The 26,360-nt window shown below is 70.7% G+C and carries 29 protein-coding genes and 2 pseudogenes; 22 read left to right on the top strand and 9 right to left on the bottom strand.

Annotated features, from left to right (window positions below):
* Window positions 1–8: 8 nt before the first annotated feature.
* Both E2C04_RS12975 and E2C04_RS12970 read right to left on the bottom strand, forming a co-directional pair.
* Complete coding sequence (locus tag E2C04_RS12975) at window positions 9–734, bottom strand: alpha/beta fold hydrolase (protein ID WP_135832909.1); 726 nt, start codon at window positions 732–734, stop codon at window positions 9–11.
* A 71-nt stretch (window positions 735–805) separates the two neighbouring features.
* Window positions 806–1,216 carry a CoA-binding protein gene (locus tag E2C04_RS12970; protein WP_135832908.1) on the bottom strand — a complete coding sequence of 137 codons (411 nt, stop codon included), beginning with the start codon at window positions 1,214–1,216 and terminating at the stop codon, window positions 806–808.
* A gap of 125 nt (window positions 1,217–1,341) precedes the next feature.
* Here E2C04_RS12970 and E2C04_RS12965 point away from each other — a divergent pair, with 125 nt between their 5' ends.
* Entirely contained in the window at window positions 1,342–2,520 is a 1,179-nt protein-coding gene (locus E2C04_RS12965; protein ID WP_135832907.1) for an acyl-CoA dehydrogenase family protein, read from the top strand.
* 69 nt (window positions 2,521–2,589) lie between these two features.
* Here E2C04_RS12965 and E2C04_RS12960 read toward each other — a convergent pair whose 3' ends face one another.
* Window positions 2,590–3,060 carry a pyridoxamine 5'-phosphate oxidase family protein gene (locus E2C04_RS12960; RefSeq protein WP_135832906.1) on the bottom strand — a complete coding sequence of 157 codons (471 nt, stop codon included), beginning with the start codon at window positions 3,058–3,060 and terminating at the stop codon, window positions 2,590–2,592.
* A gap of 250 nt (window positions 3,061–3,310) precedes the next feature.
* Between E2C04_RS12960 and E2C04_RS12955 the strand changes: the two genes are divergently transcribed.
* The 7 genes from E2C04_RS12955 (at window position 3,311) to E2C04_RS20090 (ending at window position 8,458) form a co-directional block, all read left to right on the top strand.
* A complete protein-coding gene (locus tag E2C04_RS12955; RefSeq protein ID WP_202977792.1) occupies window positions 3,311–4,318 on the top strand; it encodes a hemolysin family protein in 1,008 nt (335 codons plus the stop codon).
* Window positions 4,248–4,787 (top strand): transporter associated domain-containing protein, encoded by a 540-nt coding sequence (locus E2C04_RS18810; RefSeq protein ID WP_202977791.1) that lies wholly within the window; start codon window positions 4,248–4,250, stop codon window positions 4,785–4,787. The genes E2C04_RS12955 and E2C04_RS18810 overlap by 71 nt, the downstream gene beginning before the upstream one ends.
* Window positions 4,787–5,806: a hemolysin family protein gene (locus E2C04_RS12950; protein ID WP_135832905.1), complete on the top strand. Its 1,020-nt coding sequence runs from the start codon at window positions 4,787–4,789 to the stop codon at window positions 5,804–5,806. Before E2C04_RS18810 ends, E2C04_RS12950 begins: the two co-directional genes overlap by 1 nt.
* A 427-nt stretch (window positions 5,807–6,233) precedes the next feature.
* Complete coding sequence (locus E2C04_RS12945; protein ID WP_135832904.1) at window positions 6,234–6,590, top strand: hypothetical protein; 357 nt, start codon at window positions 6,234–6,236, stop codon at window positions 6,588–6,590.
* 83 nt (window positions 6,591–6,673) lie between these two features.
* Window positions 6,674–7,246: a copper chaperone PCu(A)C gene (locus E2C04_RS12940; protein WP_135832903.1), complete on the top strand. Its 573-nt coding sequence runs from the start codon at window positions 6,674–6,676 to the stop codon at window positions 7,244–7,246.
* A 1-nt stretch (window position 7,247) separates the two neighbouring features.
* On the top strand, window positions 7,248–8,111 hold the full coding sequence (locus E2C04_RS12935) for a Dyp-type peroxidase (RefSeq protein ID WP_238694283.1): 864 nt from the start codon (window positions 7,248–7,250) through the stop codon (window positions 8,109–8,111).
* Window positions 8,027–8,458 carry a Dyp-type peroxidase gene (locus E2C04_RS20090; protein ID WP_238694282.1) on the top strand — a complete coding sequence of 144 codons (432 nt, stop codon included), beginning with the start codon at window positions 8,027–8,029 and terminating at the stop codon, window positions 8,456–8,458. Before E2C04_RS12935 ends, E2C04_RS20090 begins: the two co-directional genes overlap by 85 nt.
* Window positions 8,459–8,482: 24 nt before the next feature.
* On the opposite strand, the gene E2C04_RS12930 is transcribed toward E2C04_RS20090, so the two are convergent.
* On the bottom strand, window positions 8,483–9,691 hold the full coding sequence (locus E2C04_RS12930; protein WP_135832902.1) for an LCP family protein: 1,209 nt from the start codon (window positions 9,689–9,691) through the stop codon (window positions 8,483–8,485).
* Between the two features lie 247 nt (window positions 9,692–9,938).
* On the opposite strand from E2C04_RS12930, the gene E2C04_RS20085 reads away from it, so the two are divergent.
* From E2C04_RS20085 to E2C04_RS20060, 12 genes and pseudogenes are all read left to right on the top strand, one after another.
* A complete protein-coding gene (locus E2C04_RS20085) occupies window positions 9,939–10,463 on the top strand; it encodes a hypothetical protein (protein WP_238694281.1) in 525 nt (174 codons plus the stop codon).
* On the top strand, window positions 10,457–11,287 hold the full coding sequence (locus E2C04_RS20080; protein WP_238694280.1) for an LCP family protein: 831 nt from the start codon (window positions 10,457–10,459) through the stop codon (window positions 11,285–11,287). Before E2C04_RS20085 ends, E2C04_RS20080 begins: the two co-directional genes overlap by 7 nt.
* Before the next feature lie 38 nt (window positions 11,288–11,325).
* On the top strand, window positions 11,326–12,042 hold the full coding sequence (locus tag E2C04_RS12920) for a glycosyltransferase (protein WP_238694279.1): 717 nt from the start codon (window positions 11,326–11,328) through the stop codon (window positions 12,040–12,042).
* The gene (locus E2C04_RS20075; RefSeq protein ID WP_238694278.1) at window positions 12,039–12,269 is read left to right on the top strand and encodes a hypothetical protein; all 231 of its coding nucleotides are present in this window, start codon (window positions 12,039–12,041) and stop codon (window positions 12,267–12,269) included. The genes E2C04_RS12920 and E2C04_RS20075 overlap by 4 nt, the downstream gene beginning before the upstream one ends.
* Window positions 12,266–13,192 carry a glycosyltransferase family 2 protein gene (locus E2C04_RS12915; RefSeq protein ID WP_135832901.1) on the top strand — a complete coding sequence of 309 codons (927 nt, stop codon included), beginning with the start codon at window positions 12,266–12,268 and terminating at the stop codon, window positions 13,190–13,192. Before E2C04_RS20075 ends, E2C04_RS12915 begins: the two co-directional genes overlap by 4 nt.
* A gap of 63 nt (window positions 13,193–13,255) precedes the next feature.
* A complete protein-coding gene (gene glf / locus E2C04_RS12910; protein WP_188422248.1) occupies window positions 13,256–14,461 on the top strand; it encodes a UDP-galactopyranose mutase in 1,206 nt (401 codons plus the stop codon).
* Window positions 14,458–14,736: pseudogene (locus tag E2C04_RS22110) on the top strand (glycosyltransferase); the annotation flags it as partial. The gene glf and the pseudogene E2C04_RS22110, both read left to right, overlap by 4 nt.
* Before the next feature lie 107 nt (window positions 14,737–14,843).
* A complete protein-coding gene (locus E2C04_RS12905) occupies window positions 14,844–16,517 on the top strand; it encodes a glycosyltransferase (protein ID WP_275106505.1) in 1,674 nt (557 codons plus the stop codon).
* Entirely contained in the window at window positions 16,514–17,410 is an 897-nt protein-coding gene (locus tag E2C04_RS12900) for an ABC transporter permease (RefSeq protein WP_135832899.1), read from the top strand. Before E2C04_RS12905 ends, E2C04_RS12900 begins: the two co-directional genes overlap by 4 nt.
* 1 nt (window position 17,411) lies before the next feature.
* Complete coding sequence (locus E2C04_RS12895; RefSeq protein WP_135832898.1) at window positions 17,412–18,191, top strand: ABC transporter ATP-binding protein; 780 nt, start codon at window positions 17,412–17,414, stop codon at window positions 18,189–18,191.
* A 314-nt stretch (window positions 18,192–18,505) separates the two neighbouring features.
* Window positions 18,506–19,840 (top strand): peptidoglycan recognition protein family protein, encoded by a 1,335-nt coding sequence (locus tag E2C04_RS20065; RefSeq protein ID WP_135832897.1) that lies wholly within the window; start codon window positions 18,506–18,508, stop codon window positions 19,838–19,840.
* Window positions 19,834–21,288 (top strand): FG-GAP repeat domain-containing protein, encoded by a 1,455-nt coding sequence (locus tag E2C04_RS20060; protein WP_338088844.1) that lies wholly within the window; start codon window positions 19,834–19,836, stop codon window positions 21,286–21,288. The genes E2C04_RS20065 and E2C04_RS20060 overlap by 7 nt, the downstream gene beginning before the upstream one ends.
* Before the next feature lie 16 nt (window positions 21,289–21,304).
* Here the strand turns inward: E2C04_RS20060 and E2C04_RS12880 are convergent, their stop codons facing one another.
* Window positions 21,305–22,024 carry a TIGR03089 family protein gene (locus E2C04_RS12880; RefSeq protein WP_135832895.1) on the bottom strand — a complete coding sequence of 240 codons (720 nt, stop codon included), beginning with the start codon at window positions 22,022–22,024 and terminating at the stop codon, window positions 21,305–21,307.
* A gap of 54 nt (window positions 22,025–22,078) precedes the next feature.
* Here E2C04_RS12880 and E2C04_RS12875 point away from each other — a divergent pair, with 54 nt between their 5' ends.
* Complete coding sequence (locus tag E2C04_RS12875; RefSeq protein ID WP_135832894.1) at window positions 22,079–23,158, top strand: mannose-1-phosphate guanylyltransferase; 1,080 nt, start codon at window positions 22,079–22,081, stop codon at window positions 23,156–23,158.
* Window positions 23,159–23,164: 6 nt separating this feature from the next.
* On the opposite strand, the gene E2C04_RS12870 is transcribed toward E2C04_RS12875, so the two are convergent.
* The 4 genes and pseudogenes from E2C04_RS12870 to cofD all read right to left on the bottom strand — a co-directional run bounded on the left by E2C04_RS12870 (window position 23,165) and on the right by cofD (window position 25,935).
* Window positions 23,165–23,899 carry a DUF3105 domain-containing protein gene (locus E2C04_RS12870; RefSeq protein WP_135832893.1) on the bottom strand — a complete coding sequence of 245 codons (735 nt, stop codon included), beginning with the start codon at window positions 23,897–23,899 and terminating at the stop codon, window positions 23,165–23,167.
* Window positions 23,900–23,941: 42 nt separating this feature from the next.
* The gene (locus tag E2C04_RS12865) at window positions 23,942–24,655 is read right to left on the bottom strand and encodes a coenzyme F420-0:L-glutamate ligase (RefSeq protein WP_238694521.1); all 714 of its coding nucleotides are present in this window, start codon (window positions 24,653–24,655) and stop codon (window positions 23,942–23,944) included.
* 142 nt (window positions 24,656–24,797) lie between these two features.
* Window positions 24,798–24,884, bottom strand: a pseudogene (locus E2C04_RS20055) (hypothetical protein); the annotation flags it as partial.
* Between the two features lie 49 nt (window positions 24,885–24,933).
* Window positions 24,934–25,935 carry a 2-phospho-L-lactate transferase gene (gene cofD, locus E2C04_RS12860; RefSeq protein ID WP_135832892.1) on the bottom strand — a complete coding sequence of 334 codons (1,002 nt, stop codon included), beginning with the start codon at window positions 25,933–25,935 and terminating at the stop codon, window positions 24,934–24,936.
* A gap of 166 nt (window positions 25,936–26,101) precedes the next feature.
* Between cofD and E2C04_RS12855 the strand changes: the two genes are divergently transcribed.
* Entirely contained in the window at window positions 26,102–26,356 is a 255-nt protein-coding gene (locus tag E2C04_RS12855; protein ID WP_135832891.1) for a WhiB family transcriptional regulator, read from the top strand.
* Window positions 26,357–26,360: the final 4 nt, after the last annotated feature.

Genomic DNA, 26,360 nt, shown 5'->3' with positions numbered 1-26,360 from the left:
CGGGGAGATCACCTGCAGGAGGCCACGCCCTCCGTCACGTGCTGCTCGGCGTCGTCATGGTTCTCGACCAGCCACAGGCTGTGGTCGTCGGTTGCGACGGGAATCGCGACAGTCGCGGCGTTCGCCGCTGCCGCGCGCTTCAGCAGGTGCTCGGCCGTCGCGACGATGGAGGCGTTCTCGTCCTCGTGGATCGCGAAAACGGCGCGCGGGAAGACGCTCGGATCGAGCGCGTCGATGTCGGCGGTGGCGACGACGGGGGAGATGGAGATGACCCCGCAGGCCTCGCCGTCGATGCGGGGCAGTGCGTTCCAGGTGGAGTCGTTGCCCATCGATGAGGCGACGAGAACGATCTCCTCGGCGCCCTCGCTGCGAGCAAGTGCCACGGCCGCTGCGACGTCGTCGGGCTCGGGGGCGAGGTCGTCGTCGCCGGGGGAGGAGCCCTGGCTGCGGCGGTCGAAGAGCAGCACGCGTGTGCCCGTCTCCTCGGCCAGGGCGTCGGCCCACGACAGCCAGTCGCAGAGCGTCTGCGAGGCACCATGACGCAGCGCCACGGTCGTACGCGCGCCCTTGTCGCCCACGCTCGCAGCACCCAGGGCGCGTCCGTCGCGCGCGGTGAGCGTCAGTCGCGAGGCCGAGTCGGGGACGTCGCCGCACTGGTCGGCGAGCGGTGCGTCGGCCGCGGTCGCGCGGTCACCTCGTACGGCGTCCCAGGCCTTCGGTCCGAGCCACGCCACCAGCGCTCAGGCTGCGACCGCGACGGCGGCCAGCGCACCCAGCAGGGGCGAGCGGCCGCGTCGCCGGATGCTCAGTGCCGTCCCCACTCGATGGCGGGGCAGGTGTCCATCACCATGCGTACGCCGGCGGCGGTGGTCCGCTCGTAGGCGTCCTGATCGATGACGCCCAGCTGGAACCAGACCGCCTTGGCGCCGATCGCCACGGCCTGGTCGGCGACCTCGCCGGCGAGCTCGGAGCGTACGAAGACGTCGACGACGTCGACCGGGAAGGGGATGTCGGCCAGCGTCGCGTAGCCCTGCTCGCCGTGGACGGTCGCGGCGGAGGGGTGCACGGGGACGATGCGTTTGCCGCGCTGCTGCAGCATCGCGGCGATCGCGTACGCGGTGCGTGACGGGTTCTCGGAGAGGCCCACGACGGCCCACGTCTCGGCCTCGTCGAGCATGAAGTCGATGTCGGACTGGTCCTGCCACGCGACGGTCATGGGCCGAATCTAGCGCGTGGGGGTCAACGGGGTCGTGCATCCGTTTCCAGCAAACGGTACTGAGTACCGTAGGATGCGGTATTGAGTTCCGCTCCCCCCATGAACCTCGACCCTGAGAGATGCGCATGAGCAACCCTGACTTCGACCTGTACCAGCTCTCCGAGGAGCACCGCGCGATCCGCGAGGCCATCCGGGCGCTGACCGACGCGAAGATCGCCCCGCACGCGGCCGACGTCGACGAGCAGGCGCGCTACCCGCACGAGGCCGCAGAGGCCCTGCTGGCCGCGGACTTCCACGCGCCGCACGTGCCCGAGGTCTACGGCGGTGCCGGTGCCGACGCGCTCGCCACCGTCATCGTCATCGAGGAGATCGCCCGTGCGTGCGTCTCCTCTTCGCTCATCCCCGCCGTCAACAAGCTCGGCTCGCTGCCCGTGCAGATCGCCGGCTCCGAGGAGCTCAAGGCGAAGTACCTCGGCAAGCTCGCGAAGGGCGAGGGCGGCTTCTCCTACTGCCTCTCCGAGCCCGACGCCGGCTCGGACGCGGGCGGCATGAAGACCCGCGCCGTGCGCGACGGTGACCACTGGGTGCTCAACGGCGTGAAGCGCTGGATCACCAACGCCGGTGAGTCCGAGTTCTACACGGTCCTGGCCCTCACCGACCCGGAGAAGAAGACCCGCGGCGGCATCTCCGCATTCGTGGTCGAGAAGTCCGACGAGGGCGTCTCCTTCGGCGCGCCGGAGAAGAAGCTCGGCATCAAGGGTTCGCCGACGCGCGAGGTCTACCTCGACAACGTGCGCATCCCCGCCGACCGGATGATCGGCGCCGAGGGCACCGGCTTCGCGACCGCGATGAAGACCCTCGACCACACCCGCGTCACGATCGCCGCCCAGGCCGTCGGTGTCGCCCAGGGTGCGCTCGACTACGCGCTCGAGTACGCCAAGGAGCGCAAGCAGTTCAACAAGTCGATCGCCGAGTTCCAGGGCCTGCAGTTCATGCTCGCCGACATGGGCATGAAGGTGGAGGCCGCGCGCCAGATGACGTACGCCGCCGCCGGCCGCTCCGAGCGTGGCGACGACGACCTCACCTTCTTCGGCGCCGCGGCCAAGTGCTTCGCCTCCGACGTGGCCATGGAGGTCACCACCAACGCCGTCCAGGTGCTCGGTGGCTACGGCTTCACCCGCGACTACCCGGTCGAGCGGATGATGCGCGACGCCAAGATCACCCAGATCTACGAGGGCACCAACCAGGTGCAGCGCATCGTGATGGCGCGCCAACTGCTCGCGGGCGTGCAGTCGGAGATCTGAGCTTCGTACGCTGCACGACGGGCGGCCGGTCATCTGACCGGCCGCCCGTCGTGCGTTCTTGAACGTGACTCAGATGTCCACCGCGGCGTGCTTCCCCGACGGCGGGTCGCCGGTGATCGCGGCCTTGGCCAGCCCGACGACGCGGGCGACGGGGTTGCCGCCGTCCCAGTACTCGCCCTCGTCGACGTGCACGTCGAGGATGACGTTGTCCGGGTCCTCGGGCTCACCGGCGTAGGCCTCGTTGAGGCGGTCCCAGAGCTCGCGCTTCTGCTGGACGTCGCGCGAGACGGAGCCGGTGCCCGACAGGGAGACGTAGTTGCCGCCGTCCATGAAGGCCAGGTTGACCTGCTTGCCCTCGCTCTCGGGGGTGACGGTGTTGCTGTCCTGGGTGATGAACCTCAGGGTCCAGCCGTCCACCTCCTGCACGGTCATCGGCCGGCTGGTCAGCGTGCCCTCGGCCGTCGCGGTCGTGAACATCACGAAGCGCTGCCCCTCGACGCGCTTGCGGAGCTCGGCCTTGGCCTCGTCGTGGTCGGTCATGGGGTCCTCGATCCTGTCGTGGGGGGGTCCTGGATCGATTACCCCGGGTGGGCGAGGTTCACGCTTCGCGGGCGTGGGTTCATTTTCAGCACTGTCGGGAACTCGCCGTATTCTTGGGGCGTTGCGTCACCAGACGCCCCTCTGACAGATGAGAAATGGAACCTCCCCATAGTCCCGGGCCCGAGCCCGCGGCAGCACATGTACATGTCCTGACGACGGGCACGGGCGTGCTCGCAGCGGGGGAGGGCCGATGACTGTCCTCTCCCTCCTCCTCGGAATCCTGGTGATCGTCGCGATCACCGCCCTCACTGCGTACTTCGTCGCGCAGGAGTTCGCCTACATGGCGGTCGACCGCTCCCGGCTCGGCGCTGCCGCCGCGGCCGGTGACGGCTCCGCCAAGCGTGCGCTCGCGGTCACCCAGCGCACCTCCTTCATGCTCTCGGGTGCCCAGCTCGGCATCACGGTCACCGGCCTCCTCGTCGGTTACGTCGCCGAGCCGCTGGTCGGCCAGGCGCTCGGCGAGATGCTCGGTGGGGTCGGCGTGCCGACCGCCGTCGGCGTCGGCGTCGGCACCGTGCTCGCCCTGGCGCTCTCCACCGGCGTGCAGATGGTCTTCGGTGAGCTCTTCCCGAAGAACCTCGCCATCGCGCGGCCCGAGCCCGTGGCTCGCTGGCTCGCCGTGTCGACCACGCTCTACCTCAAGCTCTTCGGCTGGCTGATCTGGATCTTCGACCAGTCGTCCAACCTGCTGCTCAAGGCGCTCGGCATCGAGCCGGTGCACGACGTCGAGCACTCCGCGACCCCGCGCGACCTGGAGGCCATCGTCGAGCGCTCACGCGACTCCGGCGACCTCAGCCCCGCGCTGTCGCTGCTCCTCGACCGGATCCTCGACTTCCCCGACGAGACCGTCGAGCACGCGATGATCCCGCGCGTCCACGTCGACCACCTCGACCCCGAGGCCACCCTGGCCGAGATCCGGATCGAGATGAGCGGTGGCCACTCGCGCTACCCCGTCATCGACGACGAGGACCAGGTCATGGGTCGTCGACCTCATCGACGTGATGACGGCGACCGACGAGCGGCTCACCGCAGCCGACCTCGTACGCCCGCCGCTGCTGATGCCGACCCTGATGATGCTGCCCGAGGCAGTGCAGGAGTTCGCGCTCACGAAGCAGCAGATGGCCTGCGTGCTCGACGAGTACGGCGGCTTCGCCGGTGTCATCACCATCGAGGACCTCGCCGAGGAGCTCGTCGGTGAGATCACCGACGAGCACGACTCCGACGCCGCCGAGCTGCAGGCCGTGGCCGCCGCCGACGGCACCTGGATCGTCTCCGGCTCCACCCCGGTCGACGAGGTCGAGCGCGCCATGGACCGAGACCTCCCCGAGGGCGACTACGAGACCCTCGCCGGCCTCTTCATCGCCACCCACGGCCGCCTGCCCGAGGTCGGCACCACGGTCGCCCTCGACCTGGGCGAGGACCTCGGACGCCTCCCCGGCGAGGACCCGAGCGTGCGCCAGGTCGAGATGGAGGTCGTCGAGCTCGACGGCCACGTCCCCGGACGCATCCGCCTCACCCTGCTCGACGAGGACGGCCACCCCTACGAGCGCTCGGCCGCACGCGTCGAGGAGCTCGAGCACGCCATGACCCTGCCGAGCGACGACCAGCCCGACCCGGAGGCCGATGCGGCCCCGGTCGCGGCGACCGAGAAGGAAGGCGAGGCCTGATGGAGAACGCCTGGGTGGTGACCGCAGTCACCGTGCTGATCATCGGGTTGTCCGCCTTCTTCGTGGCGGTCGAGTTCGCCCTCATCTCCGCGCGCCGCAACCGGCTCGAGGAGAAGGCGGCCACCAGCCGCTCCGCCCGCGCTGCCCTGCGCAGCTCCGGTGAGCTGACGCTGCTGCTCGCCGGCTCGCAGCTCGGCATCACCGTCTGCACGCTGGCGCTCGGTGCGATCACCAAGCCGGCCGTGCACCACTGGCTGACGCCGCTCTTCGAGTCGTGGGGCATCGCGATGTGGGTCGCGGACGCCGCAGGCTTCGTGCTGGCGCTGGTCATCGTCACCTTCCTCCACCTCGTGGTCGGCGAGATGGCTCCCAAGTCGTGGGCCATCGCCCACCCCGAGACGTCGGCCACCGTGCTGGCGATCCCGATGCGGGGCTTCATGTGGCTCACCCGGCCCCTGCTGCGCGCCATGAACGGGATGGCCAACTGGATGCTGCACAAGGTCGGCGTCGAGGCGACCGACGAGATCGAGGCCGGGCAGAACCCCGACGCACTGCGGGTGCTCGTCGAGCACTCCGCCGAGGTGGGCTCGCTCGACGAGACCTACTCGGCGCAGCTCACCGGGGCGCTGGAGCTCGACCGGCTCACGCTGGGTGACCTCGTACGCCGTGGGCGGATGACCGCCGTGCCCGTCGGCGCCACGGTCGCCGACGCGCAGCGTCAGTCGTTGGCCACCGGCCACCTGCGCATCCTGGTGGGGGAGCCCTCCTCGATCGCGGGCATGGTGCACGTGCGTGACACGCTCACCGCGCTGCCGACCGACGAGGTCGGCGAGTGGCTGCGCCCGGTGGAGACGCTGCCGACCTCGATGAAGGTCTACGACGCGCTCGCCCACATGCGCCGCACCAGCTCGCACCTGGTGCTCGTCGCCGACGGCGAGACCCACGTGGGTGTCGTCACGCTCTCCGACCTGCTCAAGGGGCTCTTCCCCCTGGCGGAGGAGTCCCAGCAGCCGGTGTGACCGACGTCGTCGCCCGTGAGTCCACGGGCGACGACGTCCGGCCCTAGCATGGAGGGGTGGTCGCGATGCGTCGCACGGACGCGCTGAGGGTCGACCCCACGCCCGTGATGGTGTGGGGTCGCGCTGCGGTGCTCGGCACGGTCGCGCTGGCCACCGGCGCCGCCTCCCACGTGCTCGGCGAGGGGCGCCTGCCCGGGCCGATGGGCCTGGCCTTCCTGCTGCTGGCCTGCATCGGCCTCTCGGCGGTCTTCCTGCGGGGTCGGGCGGGCGTCGTACGCCTCGTCGCGCTCGTCGTCGCCGGTCAGACCTTCGTGCACACCGCGCTGTCGGTCCTGGCCGGGCACGCCGGCGACGCCGCGCCGCTGCGCGCCGTCGCCCCGGTGCCCGACGGGCGCGACCGGCCCGCTTCTTCGACCAGTACGACGCCTTGGTCGCCGCCAACCCCGCGCCCGCCGGTGGCAGCGACTGGCTCGCCCACCAGGTCGAGCACGTCACCGAGCAGGGGCCGGCCATGCTGCTGGCCCACGTGGCCGGTGCTGCGGTGCTCGGCCTCTTCCTGTCCGTCGGCGAGTCCGCCCTGTGGCGGCTCCTGCTGCTCGGCGTCGCCCGTGCGCGGGTCGAGGTACGCCGCTGGCAGCTCGCCGCGGCGACCCTGGGCGTACGCCTCGGAGTCGCGACCCGTCGCGCCGCGCCGGGGGCACCCACCGTGCCGGTGCTCCGCCCGGCCCTGCTCGACCGGCGTCCCGAGCGCCACCGCGGACCACCGTTCGTCCTCGCCGCCTGACCGTCAGGTCGGGCACGCCGCAGCGCCCCGGGCCGGATGCCCGGGTGCGCCGTCACGCCCACTGCACAGCGAGGAAGAACCACATGTCGCACACCCGTTCACCCCTGAACCGCGCCCGTCTGGGCGCCGCCGCCCTGGTCGTCGCCCTGGCCGGCTCCGTCGCCGCCTGCGGGACCGACACCGGCGAGAAGGGCGCGTCGTCGAAGGCGGCGGCACCCGCCGCCGCCTCGGCCGACGCCCTGGTCGTCGAGGACCCCTGGGTCCGCGGCACCGACGGCGCGAAGGACGCCACCATGTCGGCCGCCTTCATGGTGCTCGACAACGAGGGCGACGAGGAGTTCACCCTCACCGGCGCCACCACCGACGCCGCCGCCCGCGTCGAGCTCCACGAGATGGCGATGGTCGACGGCAAGTCGGTCATGCGCGAGATCGACGGGGGCATCGTGCTGGCCCCCGGCAAGGGCCAGCTGCTCCAGCCCGGCGGCCTGCACATCATGCTGATGGACCTCACGGGTGGCCTGGCCGCCGGCGACGAGGTGACCCTGACCCTCGAGCTCGCCGACGGCTCCACCAAGGAGGTCACCGCCCCGGTCAAGGCCTTCACCGAGGAGGAGGAGCACTACCACGCTCCCGGCACCGCGGACCACGAGCACTGATATGGCTCCCACCCTCGGCCGCCGCGGCTTCCTGGGCTACCTCGGGACGGCCGCGGCGGGCACCGCCGCCGGCGCGGGGGCCGGCGTCGTCGGCGCCCGCGCCCTCGACGCCGACGAGCCCACAGCGGTGGGCGTGCGTCGTACGGGAGAGGCCGTCAGCCCGTGGGGCGCGCACCAGCCCGGCATCGCCGCGCACCCCGGCGCCGTCACCGAGCTGGTCGCCCTCGACCTGCGCCCGGCGCTGCACCGTGCCGGCGACGTCGAGGCGCTGGCCCGCCTGATGCGGGTGTGGACCACCGACGTCGAGGCGCTCACGGCCGGGCGCGGCACCCCCGGCGACACCGCCCCGTGGCTGGCCACCGCCAACGCCGACCTCACCGTCACCGTGGGGCTCGGCCCGCGGCTCTTCGACGAGCCGTGGGGTCTCACGCCGCCGCGCGGCTTCGGCCGCGTCCCGGCGATGAAGCACGACCGGCTCGACGACGCCTGGAGCGGCGGTGACCTGGTCGCCGTGGTCTCCGGGCGTGACGGCACGACGGTGGGCCACGCCGTACGACGCCTGGTCGCCGACGCCGCGCCCTTCGCGGCGCTGCGCTGGCGCCAGACCGGCTCGTGGCAGCCGCACGACGCCCAGGGCCGCCCGCACACCGGTCGCAACCTGTTCGGGCAGGTCGACGGGTCGGCGAACCCGAGGCCGGGCACCGACCTCTTCGACCAGACCGTCTGGGTCAAGGACGGCCTGTGGGCGGCGGCACGACGCTGGTGGTGCGCCGCATCCGGATGGACCTGCCGACCTGGGACGAGCTCACCCGCAGCGAGCAGGAGCGCTCGGTCGGCCGCGACCTGGCCACCGGCGCACCGCTGACCGGTGGCGGTGAGCTCGACGACGTACAGCTCGGGGCGCGCGAGGAGGGTCGCTTCGTGATCGCGGAGAAGTCGCACGTGCGGCGCTCGCACCCCTCCACCAACGGTGGGCGGCGGATCTTCCGCAAGGGGGCCAACTACGAGGCGTACGTCGACGGGCGCGCGGAGGCCGGGCTGCTCTTCCAGAGCTACCAGGCCGACCTCGGCGACCAGTTCGTGCCGATCCAGCGCACCCTCGACGAGGCCGACGAGCTCAACGAGTGGACCACCGCGGTCGGCTCGGCGGAGTTCGCCGTGCCGCCCGGATGGCGTGAGGGCGAGTGGATGGGGCAGTCCGTCCTGGCCTGATGCCGGGCTGAGGACGGACCGCCCTCACTTGGGCAGGCCCGAGGGCGTGCAGAGCTTCTTGGGCAGCTCGTCGGTGTTGTTGGCCCGCAGGTAGCCGAAGAACTCCTTCGACCGCTGCTCGTCCCAGTGGACCGCCAGGTCACGGATCGGGACGCCGCAGGTCATGCCGGCGTCACCGTCGAGCCGGGTCATCGCCCACGCGAAGCGCGCCATCGCGAAGGGGCCGGTGCCCTCGCTCACGGTGAACGAGTTGGCGCCGGCCATCGACAGGTCGTAGTAGCGCTTCGGGTTGATGACCGTCCACGGCGAGAGCGCCTTCGCGCCGACCGCCGAGACGACCTCGCGCTGAGCCTTCGCCCGGTCGACGTCGCCGAGCGCCTTGTAGGTCTTGCGGGAGCGGGCGTAGCCGAGCGCCGTGGTGCCGTCGGCCTCCTGGCAGCCCGCCTTGATGTCGAGGTTGGCGTCCTTGTCCTTCATCGGCGCCTTCGGGCAGATCTCCACGCCGCCCACCGCGTCGACCACGTCGACGAAGCCGCCGAAGCCGATCTCGACGTAGTGGTCGACCCGCACGCCGGTCGCCTTCTCGACGGTCTGCACGAGCAGTGGGGCGCCGCCCCAGGCGTACGCGGCGTTGATCTTGTTGGTGCCCTTGCCGGGGATCTCGACGAGCGAGTCGCGGGGGATCGAGGTCAGCACGTGGGGGCCGGAGCCGGTGTGCAGCAGCATGATCGTGTCGGTGCGTCGGCCGGCGGCGTTGCCCGTGCCGAGCCGGCGACGCTGCTCCTTGGTCAGCCCCTCGCGGGAGTCGCTGCCCACGAGCAGGTAGGTGGTGCCGGGCTGCCACACCATGCGCTCGCCCTTGAAGGCGTCGACGGTGTCGACCTCGCGCCACGCCAGGAAGGGCACGGCGACCAGGAAGACCAGCCACAGCAGCAGGAGCAGGCGTACGACCTTGAACACGCGGCGCTTCGGCCTGCCGCCGCGGGGGCGCCGCGGGCCGCGACCGCCCTCACCCGGAGGCGTGCCGGGAGGGGCGCCCGGGCCGGACGGCGGCGCGTACCGCGGCTCGGTGGTCGCGGTGCCACCGCGCGGCTGGGTGCGGATGACCCGGGTCTGGTCCGGCTGCGGGGGTCGCTGGGTGCCGGGCGTGGACGCCTGGTCCTCGCCGTAGAGCCACCGGTACTCGGGGGAGCCCTCCTCGGGGCCTCCGCCGCCGGGCTTGCGTGTCGCCATGGGGGCAAACTACCCGGCCCGGGGGAGCGGCCCGATCGCACAACACGCCGACGCGCGTTGAGGGCTGTGGCCCGTGTGGCTGGTGATACTGGGGGACACCGGTCTCCGCCGGGATCTGCCCTTCCCCGTTCGCCTGCAGAGAGCCCTGATGTCGTCGTACGCACCTCCGCCCGCTCCCTACACCCCGCTGGGGGTGTCGGACCGTGCTGCTCGAGTGCGTTTCCGTCGTGCCGTCACGCTCGTGCTGATGACGCTGGTCCTGCCCGGGTCGGCCCAGCTGGTCGCCGGCGACCGTCGACTCGGCCGGATCGCCATGCGCATCTGGGGCGCGCTGCTCGCCGTCGTCCTGGTCTCGGTGCTGCTCACCGCTGCCTGGCCCGGCCTCGGACTCAAGGCTGGCACCAGCCCCGCTCTGCTGGGGCTGCTGCGGATCGTCCTGATCGCCGTCGCGATCGGGTGGGGCGTGCTCTTCGTCGACGCCTGGCGCCTGGGCCAGCCGCTCTCATTGCTGCGCAACCACCGGTTGTCGCTGGTGGGCATCAACGGCGCGCTCGTCTTCGTGGTCGTCGGCGCTCTGCTCTTCAGCGCCCACGTCGTCAACGTGCAGCGCGCCTTCTGGATCGCGGTCGCCGGTGACGGTGACGTCGCCGGGACCAGCGAGGGCCGCTACAACATCCTGCTCGCCGGCGCCGACCAGGGCGCCGGGCGCGTGGGCCTGCGTCCCGACTCGCTCACCGTCGCATCGACGCGCGCACCGGCAAGACCGTGCTGATCGGCCTGCCGCGCAACATGAGCCACTTCCCCTTCAAGGAGGGGTCGGTGATGGACAAGCAGTTCCCCGACGGCTTCGACTGCGACGGGTGCATGCTCAACGGCGTCAGCACCTGGGCGATGGACAACACCCACCTCTTCAAGCGCAAGAAGCAGGCCGGCATGGTCGCCACCATCTCCGCGGTCGAGGGCATCACCGGCCTGGAGATCAGCTACTGGGCGATGGTCAACATGAAGGGCTTCCGCAACGTCGTCGACGCCTTCGGTGGCGTCGAGCTCAACGTCCGCGACCGGATCCCGGTGGGCCTGCCCCACGAGGCGTCCTTCCACTACATCGAGCCCGGCGTCCGTACGCTCGACGGCGACGACACGCTCTGGTTCGCGCGGGCCCGCCACGGCTCCGACGACTACTCGCGGATGGCGCGCCAGAAGTGCGTCATGAGCGCGCTGCTCAGCCAGGTCAACCCGGCCAAGGCCGTGCTCAACCTGCGCGAGATCATGGAGGCGGGCTCGTCGATGCTCAGCACCTCGATCCCGGGCAGCGAGTTCGACACCTTCATCTCCCTGGCGCTCAAGGCGAAGGACCAGAAGATGGCCAGCGTCTCGCTGGTACCGCCGCTGCTGAGCACGGCCGACCCCGACATCGACGTCGCCCACGGGGCAGTCGAGAAGGCGATCGAGCGCTCCGAGAACCCGCCCAAGAAGAAGGCGGGCGGCGCGAAGAAGCCGAAGCCGGCCACCGACGCGGTGACCGGCGGCTCGAAGGGCACGCTCAGCTCGGGCTACGTGGCGAACGACACGGACGACGTCGCAGCCGCCTGCTGAGTCGGGGCCGCGACGCCTCCCGCTCTAGGGTGTACCCCGTGACCGACCCCCTCCCTGACGCTGCCGGCCAGCGCCGCATCGTCGCGGCGGTCGTCACCTTCAACCGGATCGGCCTGCTGCGCAGGCTCGTCGCGCGGCTGCGCGAGGTCCCCGGCGTCGCCGAGGTCGTGGTCGTCGACAACGCCTCCTCCGACGGCACCGGCGAGTGGTTGCGCAGCCTGGAGGGCACTCCCGGCACGCCGGTCGTGACCCGCCTGCTGGACGAGAACCGTGGGGGAGCGGGTGGCTTCCGCGAGGGCCTCGACGTGGCCGTCGAGCGCGGCGCCGACCTGGTCTGGCTGATGGACGACGACGGGCTCCCCGACCCCGACTGCCTCGAGCTGCTGCTCGCCCACGACGGCGAGCTGGACTTCTGGGGACCGGCCGTGGTCGACGAGGAGCGCAGCGACCGGCTGGTCTTCCCGATCCGCTTGCCCGGCACCTCCACGGTCGTGCACGACATGGCGGCCGTGCGGGCCGCCGCCACCGACGGCCTGATCCGCGACGTCGTGATCCCGTTCAACGGGGTGCTGGTCACCGTGAGCTGGTGCAGCGGATCGGCTCGGTGCGTGCCGAGCTCTTCATCTGGGGCGACGACCACGAGTACCGGCTGCGGGCCGAACGGGCCGGCGCCCGGATCGCCACCGTCGTCGACGCCGTCGTGCGCCACCCCTCGGTCGGCGCGCTGGGCACGCCGATGCTGGGCGGGCGGATGACCTACAACGACAGCCCCAGCGACCTCAAGCACTACTGCATGGCGCGCAACAACCTGCTCAACCTGCGGGAGTACCGCGGCACGCCGCACGCGCTGGCCTTCGTCGCCAAGACGGTGTGGTTCTACCTCTTCACCCGCCGCGACACCGCGCGCCTGCGCCTCAGCTTCTCCGCCTTCGCCGCCGCCCTGCGCGGCGACTTCACCGGACACCGGAGGTTCCTCGGATGACCGCCCCCACCGGGCCCGGGCGCGAGAGCGTCGCCGTGGTGATCGTGACCTACAACCGCGCCGACCTGCTGGTGCGGATGCTCGACGGCCTCGCCGCGCAGACGCACCGCCCCGACGTGGTCGTGGTCGTCGACAACGCCAGCACCGACCACACCGCCCAGGTCCTGGCCGCGCGCACCGACCTGCCGCTGCAGGTCATCACCTCGCCCGACAACCTCGGGGGAGCGGGCGGCTTCCACCTCGGCACGAAGACCGCGTACGAGGCCGGCTACGACCGGATCTGGCTGGTCGACGACGACACCGTGCCCGCCCCCGACTGCCTGGCGGTGCTGATGGCGGCCGACGAGGACTGCCTCATGGTCGTGCGCGAGGACCTCACCGGCGCCCTGGTCGAGAAGTCGGCGCTGCGCTTCGACCTCGCCAACCCGCTCGCCATCCGGCCGAAGACGGCGAGCGTCGACTCGACGTACGCCTCGCGGGCCGAGATGCCCGAGCGCGTCGCCGTGGAGAACGTCGCCTTCGAGGGGTTCATGGCCCGGCGCTGCGTCATCGACGAGGTCGGTCTGCCGGACCCGTCGTTCTTCATCTTCTACGACGACGTCGACTTCGCGGTGCGCGCCCGACGCTCCGGCCGGACCATCTGGGCGCTGCGCGACGCGGTGCTGGTGCGCCAGCTCGACTTCAACCAGCAGCACGACCTGTCGGGGTGGAAGGGCTACTTCATGTACCGCAACCTCTTCGTCGTCCACCTGCGTTACGGCGAGAACCTCCTGGTCCGTCTCAAGCCCCTGCTGATCACCCTGGCGGTGGTCCTGCTCAGCCCCGTACGCGGTGGCCGCGCCGAGGCGGGCAACGTGACTCGGGCCATGAGGGACGCGTGGGGGATGCGTGCGGTGCCGGGAACCGCCTCGCCACGCCGCTAGACTCGCTGGGCCTGTGCCCCAGTGCCAGCACCTGTTGTGAAGAACCTTCGTGAGGAGCACGTCTTGTCCGAGTCCGTCCCGTCGACCGCGCCCAGCGACCAGCCCGACCTGGTCGTCGTCGGCTCCGGCTTCTTCGGCCTCACCGTCGCTGAGCGTGCCGCCAACGACCTCGACCTGAAGGTGCTCGTCCTCGAGCGTCGCCCGCACATCGGCGGCAACGCCTACTCCGAGTTCGACGAGGAGACGGGCATCGAGGTGCACAAGTACGGCACGCACCTCTTCCACACCTCCAACAAGCGGGTCTGGGAGTACGTCAACCGGTTCACCGACTTCACGAACTACCAGCACCGGGTCTTCGCGAAGTACCAGGGGCAGGTCTACTCCTTCCCGATGAACCTGGGCCTGATCAACCAGTTCTTCGGCAAGTCCCACACCCCCGACGAGGCCCGCGCGCTGATCGCCGAGCAGGCCAGCGAGATCGCCACCGAGGACGCCACCAACCTCGAGGAGAAGGCGATCTCCCTGATCGGGCGCCCGCTCTACGAGGCGTTCGTCAAGGGCTACACCGCCAAGCAGTGGCAGACCGACCCCAAGGAGCTGAGCGCGGACATCATCACGCGCCTCCCGGTCCGCTACACCTTCGACAACCGCTACTTCAACGACACCTACGAGGGCCTGCCGGTCGACGGCTACACCGCCTGGCTCCAGCGGATGGCCGACCACCCGAACATCACCGTGCAGCTCGACACCGACTTCTTCGACGTCGCCGAGCAGTACAAGGGCAAGGTGCCGATCGTCTACACCGGCCCCGTCGACGAGTACTTCGACAACTCCGAGGGCCGCCTCTCCTGGCGCACCATCGACCTGGAGCAGGAGACGCTCGACGTCGACGACTTCCAGGGCACCGGCGTGGTCAACGCCAACGACCCCGAGCTGCCCTTCACCCGGGTGCTCGAGTTCAAGCACCTGCACCCCGAGCGCAAGCACCTCGCCGGCAAGACCATCGTGGTGCACGAGTACAGCCGCTTCGCCGAGGAGGGCGACGAGCCGTACTACCCGATCAACACCGCCGAGGACCGCGCCAAGCTGCTGAAGTACCGCGAGCTGGCCAAGGCCGAGCCCATGGTCCTCTTCGGTGGCCGCCTCGGCACCTACAAGTACCTCGACATGCACATGGCGATCGGCGCGGCCCTCTCCATGTACGACAACAAGATCCGCCCGCACTTCGCCGACGGCGTTGCGTTCAAGAGCGGAGGAGTGGACGAATGAGCACCCCCACCACCCAGACGGTGACCCGTCTGCTGCAGCGTCAGATCATGCCGACCATGGCCGACACGAGCGTCTACCCGCTCTACGTCGACCTGGAGGCGGCCGTCCTCGACGCCGACAAGTACGAGGTCGGCGCCAACCGCAGCGCCCAGCAGCTCAACGCTGCCGCGATGCGTCAGTCGATCTCCACCGGCGCGTCGGTCCACCCCGACCAGTTCGTCAGCCGCACGGGCCTGCGGATCCCGGCGGGGGAGTCGGTCTCCTTCGGCACCTACTTCAACGCGTTCGCCGCCAGCTACTGGCGTCGTTGGACCATCGTCACCGAGGTCACCTCACCGTGCGGATCAGCGGTGGCCCGGCCCAGGTCAACGTCTTCCGCTCGATGGCCAACGGTCGTTCGCAGCGGGTCGAGACCGTCCCCGGTGGTCGTGAGGCCGAGGGCATCTTCGAGTTCGCGCTGCCCCTCAAGCCGTTCGTCGACGGTGGCTTCTACTGGTACGACGTCGTCTCCGCCGACACCGAGGTCGTGGTGGAGTCGGCCGAGTGGACCGCCGAGGTCCCCGCCGACCGCGCCGAGCACGGCACGGTCGACATCGGCATCACCACGATGAACCGCCCCGACTTCTGCGCGAACCTCCTGCACCAGCTCGGTGACGACGACTCCCTGCGTCCCTACCTCGACGAGGTGCTGGTGATGGAGCAGGGCACCCAGCCCGTCACGGGCTCCGAGGTCTTCCCGGCCGCCGAGAAGGCCCTGGGCGACAAGCTCCGGGTCATCGAGCAGGGCAACCTGGGCGGATCCGGCGGTTACGCCCGCGGTCAGCTGGAGTCGGTGCGCAAGGGCACGGCGACGTACTTCATGTGCCTCGACGACGACGTGATCTGCGAGCCCGAGGGCATCATCCGGGCGGTCACCTTCGGTGACCTCGCCCGTCGTCCCACGATCGTGGGCGGCCACATGTTCAGCATCTACTCGCGCTCGCGCCTGCACTCCTACGGCGAGATCGTCCAGCCCTACCGCTTCTGGTGGCAGTCGGCCCCGGGCGTCTTCGGCGACTGGGACTTCGGCGCCCGCAACCTGCGCTCGACCCGCTGGCTGCACAAGCGCATCGACGTCGACTTCAACGGCTGGTTCATGTGCCTGATCCCGCGCCAGATCCTGGACGAGATCGGTCTCTCGCTGCCCGTCTTCATCAAGTGGGACGACTCCGAGTACGGCCTGCGTGCCAAGGCTGCCGGCTACCCGACGGTGACGCTGCCCGGTGCCGCGGTCTGGCACGTGCCGTGGACGGACAAGAACGACGGCCTCGACTGGCAGTCGTACTTCCACCAGCGCAACCGCTTCGTGGCAGCCCTGCTCCACTCGGTCTACCCCAACGGTGGCCGCATGGTGCTGGAGTCGTTCAACCACCAGGTCAAGCACATCGTCTCGATGCAGTACTCGACCGTCGAGCTGCGCCACAAGGCGCTCGAGGACGTCCTGGCCGGGCCGCGTGCGCTGCACGGTGAGCTCGCCACCAAGCTGCCCGAGATCCGCGAGGTCGTGAAGCCCTTCACCGACGCGCAGCTGCAGGCCGACCCCGACGCCTTCCCGCCCGTACGCCGTCACAAGCCGCCGAGGCGCGGCAAGGACGAGACGGCCGTGCCGACGGGCCTGCAGACCAAGATCGCTGCCCTCAAGGCGCCGATCCGGGCGATGCTCCCGGTCCGCCCTAGCTCGCGGGTCAACCCCGAGGCGGAGCTCCCGGCGATGGACTCGCAGTGGTACCGCATCGCGAAGTTCGACTCGGCGATCGTCTCGATGCCCGACGGCACCTCGGCGGCGCTCTACCAGCGTGACCCGCAGAAGTACCAGGAGCTGCTCAAGAAGACGGTCGACATCCACCTGCGCCTGCGCAAGGAGTGGCCGCGCCTGGCTCAGGAGTACCGCGACGCCCTGGGCGAGATCACCTCGCCGGCGGAGTGGGAGAAGACCTTCGCCCCCTGGATGTCGAATGAGCTGTCGACGGAGATGTCGACGGAGGCCGGGTCGACCGAGAGCCCGACGGACGCATGAGCCAGGCCCCGTCGATGCGAGGGGAGGAGCTTCCTCCCCTCGCGCCACCGGCAGCGAACTCGGGCCTGCTGGAGGTGTTCCGCAAGCGCTACCTGCTCGGCATGCTGGTCCGCAACACGATCAAGTCGCGCTACCAGGGCACCGCGCTGGGGTGGACCTGGAGCTACCTGCAGCCGGGCGTCCGGTTCGCGATGTTCTACTTCGTCTTCCAGGTCGCGATCGGCCGTGGCGGCGACGACCTGCCGAACTTCGCGATCCACCTCTTCGCCGGGATGATCCTGGTCCACTTCTTCACAGAGACCTTCAACGGCGGCACGGCCGCGCTGGTGCGAGCCCGAGGGCTGATCAGCAAGCTGGCGATGCCCAAGGAGCTCTTCCCGGTCTCGCGCATGCTGGTGGCGCTGTGGCACACCGGACCGATGCTGGTGATCCTGCTGGTCGCCTGCGTCTTCCTGGGCTGGACCCCCGACCTGGTCGGGGTCGCAGCCGGCCTGCTGGCCTTCGGGATCCTGATCCCGCTCGGTCTGGCGCTCGCTCTCTTCTTCAGCGTGCTCAACGTCTTCATGCGTGACTTCGGCAAGGTGGTGGGCACGCTGACGCAGTTCACGACCTTCAGCGTGCCGATGATCTACCCGTACACGATGGTGCACGAGCGGTTCGGCGACCTGGGCTCGCAGATCTACCTGCTCAACCCGGTCGCCGAGGCGGTCCTGCTGCTCCAGCGCTGCTTCTGGGTGGGCACCGGCCCGGACCCGCAGTACCTGATCGACAACCACTTCCCGGACGACCTGTGGGCACGCGGCGGCATCATGATGGGCGCCTCCCTGCTGCTCCTCGTACTGGCGCAGCTGTGGTTCAGCAAGTACGAGAAGCGCGTGGCGGAGAGGCTCTGAGATGACCAACTTCATCGAGGTGCGCGACGCCACGAAGACCTTCCGCATGCAGTACCACCGCTCCTTGAAGCAGATGGCGCTGGCGAAGGCGCGTGGCATGAAGACGCACGACACCTTCAATGCGGTCGACGGCGTCAGCTTCGACGTCCAGCAGGGCGAGGCCATCGGGCTGATGGGCCTCAACGGATCGGGCAAGTCGACGCTGCTCAAGCTGATCAGCGGCGTGATGAGCCCTGACTCCGGGTCGGTGCTCACCCGTGGCCGGATCGCCGGTCTCATCGCCACCGGTGCCGGCTTCGACCCCCAGCTCTCCGGCCGCGACAACCTCTGGCTCAACGCCGCCATCCTGGGGATGAGCGAGGCCGAGACCCGACGCAAGTTCGACGAGATCGTCGAGTTCGCCGACCTGGGCAAGTTCCTCGACACCCCGGTGACCTACTACAGCTCGGGCATGAAGGCGCGCCTCGGCTTCGCGGTGGCGATCCACGTGGAGTCGGACATCTTCATCGCCGACGAGGCGCTGGCGGTGGGTGACCGTCCGTTCAAGCGCAAGTGCAAGAACAAGATGGACGAGATCCGCGACTCGGGCACCACGATCTTCTACGTCTCGCACGCCCCCGGCGCCGTACGCAGCCTCTGCAGCCGCGTGCTGGTCCTGGAGAAGGGCAAGCTCGTCTTCGACGGGGGAGTGGACGAGGGCATCCACTTCCTGCACTACGACGACGACGACTCGAAGGTCGGGGGCGACAAGACCGACGACGGCTTGGGCGCCGACGTCTGAAGCACCGACGTCCCGAACGAGGCCGGACCCCCTGATGGGGGTTCGGCCTCGTTTTTACCTTTCGGCGCGTTCTAGCCACCGGCGGGCCGTTTCTGAGCCATTCTGGGGCTCGGAAAGTTGACAAAGTGCGTGTCGCTCGGCGTGGCGAGTGGAAATTACACCGTTGTAGTTACTCACTTTCGCTCGCCAAGCTCCTGTGACTCATGTGAAAGTTGCTCACTGTGTGACTCTTCCCCCGCACTGGAGTAGCCCTTATGCGTACGAATCAAGCCCGGTTCATCACTGCCTGCCAGACCACTCTGGCCCTTGGCGTCGTGGTGGCCGTCCTCGCTCCCGCGACCAACGTGGTCTCCCTCGACCTGGTGCCTCAGCAGCCCTCCGTCGAGACCTCCGCGCCGGTCGACACCGCCAGCGTCGCGACCTCCGAGGTCCCGGTGGCGCCCGTGGAGCCCCAGGTCACTGAGTACGCGGTGACCTCCGGTGCGGCCAAGGCCGAGAAGCCGGCCGCGAAGAAGCCGGCCGCGAAGAAGCCGTCGCGGCAGAAGGCCGAGAAGCCGGCTGCGCCGAAGCAGGCGACGCCCGACGCGCACGACCACACCGACTCCCGCGACCACGCGCACGGCCTGTCGAAGGACGTGGACGCCGACGAGGTCGTCGAGGCCACCGTCAAGGCGCCGGTCAAGGGCTACGGCGCCGTGGGTGTCACGTGGGACGAGGACGCCGAGGTCGCCGAGGGCGAGATCGCGCTCCAGGTGCGCACGCGCGTCGGCGGCGAGTGGAGCGGCTGGGGAGAGCTCACCTACCACGACGACCACGCTCCGGACGCCGGCAGCCCCGACGCCGAGCTGGCCCGTGCGGGCACCGACGCGCTGATCGTCGGCGACGTCGACGAGGTTGAGCTTCGGGCCGACGCCGCGGGCGAGCTGCCCGAGGGCATGTCGCTGGCCGTGGTCGACCCCGGTGCGACCGTCACCCGCGAGGAGGGGCCGGCCATCGAGTCGCAGGCTCCCGCCGCCGCCGGCGAGGGGCAGGCCGAGGGCGACATCGAGCTGAGCGCGGCCAAGAAGAAGACCGCCGTCAAGCCCACCATCTACTCGCGCGCCCAGTGGGGCGCCAACGAGAAGCTGCGCGACAAGTCGTCGCTGCGCTACGGCACGATCAGCGCCGGCTTCGTGCACCACACGGTCAACGCCAACGACTACTCCGCCGACGAGGTGCCGGGGATCATCCGCAGCATCTACGCGTACCACACCAAGTCGCGTGGCTGGAGCGACATCGGCTACAACTTCCTCGTCGACCGCTTCGGTCGGATCTGGGAGGGCCGCTACGGCGGCGTCGACAAGGCGGTCGTGGGCGCCCACACGCTGGGCTACAACGACTACGCGTTCGCGATGTCGGCGATCGGCAACTTCGAGACCGCCAAGCCGTCGCAGTCGATGGTCGACGCCTACGGCGCCCTGATGGCGTGGAAGCTGAGCCTGGCCGGCGTGGACGCCTCCTCGACGAAGCAGAAGGTCGGCAAGGGCACCTTCCAGGCGATCAACGGTCACCGCGACGCCGGCAGCACGCCTGCCCGGGCAAGCACCTCTACGCCCGCCTCGGCGACATCCGCAAGATCGCCAAGTCGGCGCAGGGCGGCGCCGTGGTGACGCCGCCGGCCCCGACGCCGACGCCGGATCCCGCGCCGAAGTACTCCACCCCGGTGAAGCACTCGAACCTGGTGGGCACCCCGCACCCCGACCTCGTCGTGCGCCGCAAGTCGGACAACCGCCTGCTGATCATCCCGACCGGCGGCACCTCGAGCCTGCGTGCCCCGAAGTCGGTCTCGGCCGGCTGGAAGGCCCGCGGCAAGTTCTTCATCTCCTCCGACCTGACCGGTGACGGTCGCGCCGACGTCGTCTCCATCGACTCGGCCGGCATCGCCAGCGTGCACCCCGGCGACGGCCAGGGCGGCTTCGCCGCAGCCAACCGCCGCATCCTGGCCACGAAGAACCACGACCTGCTGGTGCCGTACGGCGACCTCAACGGCGACGGCCTGGCCGACCTGGTGGGCCGCGACAAGCGCACGAAGATGCTCGTCGGCTTCATCCAGAAGAAGAAGGGCGGCTTCTGGAAGGTCAGCCTCAAGCGCACCGTCAAGCGCTACACCTCGCTCACCGCGGTCGGCGACATCTCCGGCGACGGCCGTCCCGACCTGATCGGTCGCGAGGCCTCCGGCACCGCCTGGACCATTCGCGGCGCAGGGCGCAACGCGATCACCAGCCACAAGCTGACCCCGGGCTCCTGGCCGGCCAGCACCACGGTCGCGGGCGGCGGTGACTTCACCCGCGACGGCGTCACCGACCTGCTGGTGCGCACCTCCAACGGCACCCTCCAGGTGCTGCCGGGTCGCGGCAACGGCACCTTCGGCCTGCCGCTCGGACCGCTGGGCGTCCGCAAGAACATCACCAACCTCTCCGTCGGCGCCATCACCGCCACCGGCCTCCCGGACGTGGTGGCTCGACGCGGCGACTCCCTGGTCGTGCTCACCAACCCCGGCACGTTCGAGCTGGGCCGACCCGTCGGCACCGGCACCACCGCCAAGGGGATCACCGCGGTGATCAACGCCGGCGACTTCGACGGTGACGGACACGGTGACGTGATCAGCATCCGCGACGACGGTGCGCTGCAGCTGCGCCGCGGCAACGGCACCGGCCGTCTGGCCAACCCGCTGCGCATCGGCACGGGCTTCGGCGACGTCAAGAACCTCGAGGCCGTGGGCGACATCGACGGCGACAAGATGCCCGACCTGCTCGGCACCGTCTCCGGCAAGACCGTCTTCTACGCCGGCCGTGGCGCCAAGGCGATCGCCGCAGGCGTCCCCGCCACCGGTTTCGCCGGAGCAGTCGGCCGGCTCAAGACCTCCTCGGTCTACGACCCGACGCTGTACGACTGGAAGGTCGCGATCAGCGACGCCCACCTGGCCAAGGCCGGCACCGACCTGATCGCTCGCGACAGGAAGACGGGCCTGCTCTACCTCTTCACCGCGTCGTCGAGCGGCCTCACCGGCCGTCGCCTCCTGGGTGAGGGAATGGGGGCCTACGACTTGGCCGGATGAGCCGGTGCCGCGCCGCTCAGGCTCGCGCGGTCACCCGCTCCTGCTCCGCGGTCACCTCGAGTCGCTCGGGGTCCGCGTTGGCCACCAGGACCATCGAGCCCCCTCTCACGAGAGGTTCGATGAAGGTGGCGACACCTGATGGGGAAGTCGGGTTCGCCACCGTCAGGAGGCGGCCGCCGTCGGTGAGGAGACTCCCGGTGGCGGCCGCCTCCACCATGTCGGTGAGGGTGCCCTGCTCCCCGCCCCACGCGTACGCCGTGTCGTCGCCGGTGGGCGCGTCCCACGCGGTGAAGGCGTCGGGCTGGCTCCAGACCTCGATGCCCACGTCGTGCACACCCCCCGGCAGCGGGTCGCGGAAGCGTACGCCCAGCGGGAGCAGGCTGCAGGCCAGTACGGGGAGCTCATCGGCCCGCTCGGCCCACTGGTCGACGGTGTCGGGGCCGCACACGACGACGTCGACGTCGTCGCCGTCGGTGACCACCAGGCCGACGGTCCAGGCGGCGCCCAGGAAGACCGTGCCCAGCCAGTGCGCGGGCAGGTCCAGCCGGATCCGCATGCCGCGCTCGAGGTCGTGCTCGTCGCTGAGCAGCCCCGCGGCCTTGGCCACCCAGTTGGCGTAGGTCACCGCCGAGAGCTCGACGCGCTCGCCGGTGGCGTGGTCGTAGAAGGTGACGAGAGGGTCGCCGGGGGAGTGCTTGACCCGACGCTCCAGGGCGGCGGCGAAGGTGGAGGTCATCGGGTCAGCGTAGACGCGCCGCCCATCGCCGACGACGCCCGTTACCCTCCTGCCATGCCTGACAACTTCTGGGCCGTGATCCCTGCCGGCGGCGCCGGCACCCGGCTGTGGCCCCTGTCGCGCTCCGGCGCGCCGAAGTTCCTGCTCGACCTGACCGGGGCGGGCCGCACCCTGTTGCAGGCGACCGTCGACCGGCTCACGCCGTTGGCTGGGGAGCGCTGCCTGGTCGTCACCGGTGCCGCCCACGCCGACGCGGTGCGCCGCCAGCTGCCCGGTCTCGCCGACGACCGTGTGGTGGCGGAGCCGTCGCCGCGCGACTCGATGGCCGCGATCGGGCTCGCGGCCGCGATGCTCGAGCGAATCGACCCGGACGCTGTCATGGGCTCCTTCGCGGCCGACCACGTCATCGGTGACCAGCAGGCGTACGAGGAGTGCGTCACCGCCGCGGTCGAGGCCGCCCGCGAGGGCTGGCTGGTGACGATCGGCATCGAGCCGACCGGGCCGGCGACCGGCTTCGGCTACATCCGCGCGGGTGAGCCGTTGCCCGGCCTGGCCGCCAGCCGGGTCGAGGAGTTCGTGGAGAAGCCGTCGCTCGAGGTGGCCCGCGGCTACCTCGCCTCCGGCGCCTACCGGTGGAACGCGGGCATGTTCGTGGTGCGTCCCACGGTGCTGCTGGAGCTGCTCGCCGAGACCGACGCCGACTTCACCGGCGCCCTGCGCGCGATCGCTGCGGCCCCCGAGAGGCTCGAGGATCTCTGGCCCACGTTGCCGAAGATCGCCATCGACCACGCGGTCGCGGAGCCCGCCGCAGCCGCCGGCCGGGTGGCCTGCGTGCCGGGACGCTTCACCTGGGACGACGTGGGCGACTTCTCCTCGCTCGGCGACCTGCTCGCTACCCTGGCCGGTGACGAGGCGGCGGTGCGCGTGATCGGGGAGGCCGCGCGGGTGCGTACGCACGACGCCACCGGCCTGGTCGTGCCCGCCGGAGGTCGCACGGTCGCGGTGGTCGGCCTCGACGACGTCGTGGTCGTCGACACCCCCGACGCCGTCCTGGTCACCACCAAGGCCCGCGCCCAGGAGGTGAAATCGATCGTGGCCGCCCTCAAGGAGGACGGCCACGACGATCTGGTCTGAGCTGGCTCAGCCGCCGAGGGGCTCCGGCGAGTCCATGTAGGGGTACTCGGTCATGAAGTCCTCGAGGGCCTCACCGCTGAACTCGGAGCAGTACTGCCACGCGCCGACCTGCTTGGCGGTGCCGCTCTCGCCGGTGCCGCCGGCCGACCAGTGGGTCAGGGCGATGTTCTGGCCCTCGGGGAACGGGTCGCCGTCCTCGGCGGTCCACGGCACGACCTTGAACTTGTTGCGCATGTCGTCGCCGTCGAAGCGGGCGGCGGTCCCGCGCAGCTCCTTCATCTGGGCGGCGTCGTCGGCGACCTTCTCGTTGTACCAGAGCAGGGTGTAGCCGTGCTCCTGGTTGTGCACCAGGTAGCCGAGCTCGGGGCGGTCGTCGGGGCCGTAGAACTTGCGCTCCATCGGCTCCCACGAGTCGTAGTGGGTGCCGAAGGCCGGCGGGGCGTCCGCGTAGGGGATCTCCGTCCCCTGGGCGACGTGGTCCTGCATGCCTTCGGCCGGCTTGGTGGTGACGTCCTGGCAGACGTCGGCCTTCGCGCCGATCGTGGAGAGCTCCTTCTCCTTGAACTCGCGCGCCGAGATGGAGTCCGTGATGGGCTTCCACGCCGCAGCGCCGATGATGAGCAGACCCAGCACGACGGCGACGCCGACGATCATGCCGCCGCGACGTCGCTCGGCAGCCTTCTGGGAGTTGCGGATCTCGTCGATGACGGCCTGGCGGCTCGTCTTGTCCTGCTTGGCCACGATGGGTCGTTCCTCAGTCTCGGGGAGAGCGTCGCGGCGATTCTACGTACGCAGGGGTGAGACGTGGGCGACCGTGACCGAATCCGCGTCGCCTGCGGTGGCGCTCCAGCCGTGGGCCACGCACAGCGCGCGCAGCGCGGCGGTCGGCAGCGGCGCGACGGTGCGCAGCTCCCAGCCGCTCGCGGTGGGGCTGAGCACGGCGCCCGGGCTCACCCGGGCGAAGGCGTCGGCCACCTCCTCGGGCGCGGCAGGCGCCCCGAAGACCGGGTGCAGGTCGGTCTCGCCGGAGAGCGCCACCACGACGGCCTCGCGGGCGCCGAAGCCGAAGAGGTCCGCGCCCTCCTCGCGCTGCAGCGACGCGGCGCCGGGGCCGTGCGCGCCGGGCGCCAGGACCAGGTCGGGGCGACCGCGCAGGCGGGCGACCGGCCGTCCGCCGAGCTTGCCCTGCGCGAGCTCGGCGGCGCTCGCGATCTCGTCGGCCACCGCCGGGAGCGTCACGGCCAACGGGTTGCCGTAGGGGTCGACCTGACCGGCGAACTCCTCGCTGGGGTCCAGGCCGGCCGCCCCGATGGCGATGTCGGTCTGCCCGTCGCGCCAGGCGCGGCCGGCGGTGTCGGTCACCACGACGCCCACGTTGGCGCCGGTCAGCTCGCGCAGCCGCTCGCGCAGCCGCCGGGCGGAGGCGTCGGGGTCGGCGGGCAGCAGCACGATCGTGCCGACCTCGACGTTGGAGCGGTCGATGCCGGCGGCGGCCATCACCAGGCCGAGGCGGTTGCGGACGATGCGGGGGTCGGCCGCGACGGGCGACCACGCGCCGGGTCTCGGCGACCAGTGCCTCCTCGTAAGCCGCCTCGCCGGCCTCGCCGGTGCCGGTGACGACGGTCCGGCCCTCGGCCTTGCTCACCACCTTGCTGGTGACCACGACGACGTCGCCGTCGACGAGGTCGAGGTGGGTGGTGACCAGGGCGGCCAGGTCGGTGCCCACGGTGACCTCGCCGACCCCGTCGGGGGCGGTGACCTCGATGCCGCGCACCTCAGGCGCCGGCCACGAGCCGCACGGCGGCCGCGGCCATCGCCGCGGTGGCCTCCGGCGAGGTCATCATCAGGGGCACGGCCGCCGCGTCCAGGCCACTGACCTGCAGCGCCGGCACCGCATCGGCGTCGGACTCGTCGACCAGCCAGCCGTCGAGCAGGCCGCCGTTGCGCCGCGCGCCGTAGTGGCGGCCGACGCCGGCCGCACTCACCTCGACGCCGATGGCGGTGAGCATCTGCCGAGCCATCCCGTGCACCGGCTCGCCGCCGACGATGGGGGAGAGGCCCACGACCTTCGCACGCGTCGTACGCACGGCGTCGCGGACGCCGGGCACGTCGAGGATCGTGCCGAGCGAGACCACCGGGTTGGAGGGCGGCAGGACGACCAGGTCGGCGTCGTTGACCGCCTCCAGCACGCCGGGGGCCGGGGTGGCCTGGTCGAGGCCCACGAAGGCGAGCGTCTCGACCGGCACCTGGGCCCGCAGCCGCACCCAGTACTCCTGGAAGTGGATGACCCGCCGCCCGCTGGGGCTGTCGGGGTCGGCGATCGCGACGTGGGTCTCGACCCGGTCGTCGGTCATCGGCAGCAGCGTGACGCCGGGCTGCCAGCGTCGGCACAGCGCCTCGGTCACCTTCGACAGCGGGTAGCCCGCGTCGAGCATCTGCGTGCGGACGAGGTGGGTCGCGACGTCGCGGTCCCCGAGCCCGAACCAGGTCGGCTCGACGCCGTAGGCCTCGAGCTCGGCCTTGACGCTCCAGGTCTCGTCACGACGGCCCCAGCCGCGCTCGGGGTCGATGCCGTCGCCGAGGGTGTACATCACGGTGTCGAGGTCCGGACAGACCTTCAGGCCGTGCAGCCAGATGTCGTCGGCCGTGTTGGCGACGACGGTGACGCGGGCGTCGGGATCGATGTGGGGGAGGGTCCCGGAGGTGATGCCGTGGAGCAGGCCGCGAAGGAACTTCGCGCCTCCCATACCACCTGAGAGAACCGTGATGTCACGCATACGACATATCTTTGCCTGAACCCATCTGCGACACGCAGGAGACCCCGGACTTCCTCGGATCGGGCTTGACTTACGCCTGCGACAGGCATGTAATTCCACTAGTGTTGTTCCAACGGTCCTCACGACGGGGAGAAGGCCGGACACTGGGTCGAAAGGGCGAAGGCTGATGCGGGAACTGTTTCTCCTCGATGCCGACACCGAAGAGATGGGGTGGCAGGATCGAGCGCTCTGTGCGCAGACCGACCCCGAAGCCTTCTTTCCGGAGAAGGGTGGATCGACCCGTGAGGCCAAGAAGGTCTGCCTCACGTGTGACGTGCGTAGTGACTGCCTGGAGTACGCGCTCATGAACGACGAGCGTTTCGGGATCTGGGGTGGCCTCTCCGAGCGGGAGCGCCGCAAGCTGAAGAAGCGCGCCGTCTGACCTC

Origin of the sequence: Nocardioides daphniae (assembly GCF_004777465.1) — a bacterium.
Taxonomy (GTDB): Bacteria; Actinomycetota; Actinomycetes; order Propionibacteriales; family Nocardioidaceae; genus Nocardioides; species Nocardioides daphniae.
This window is presented reverse-complemented; position numbering and strand designations above follow the sequence as displayed.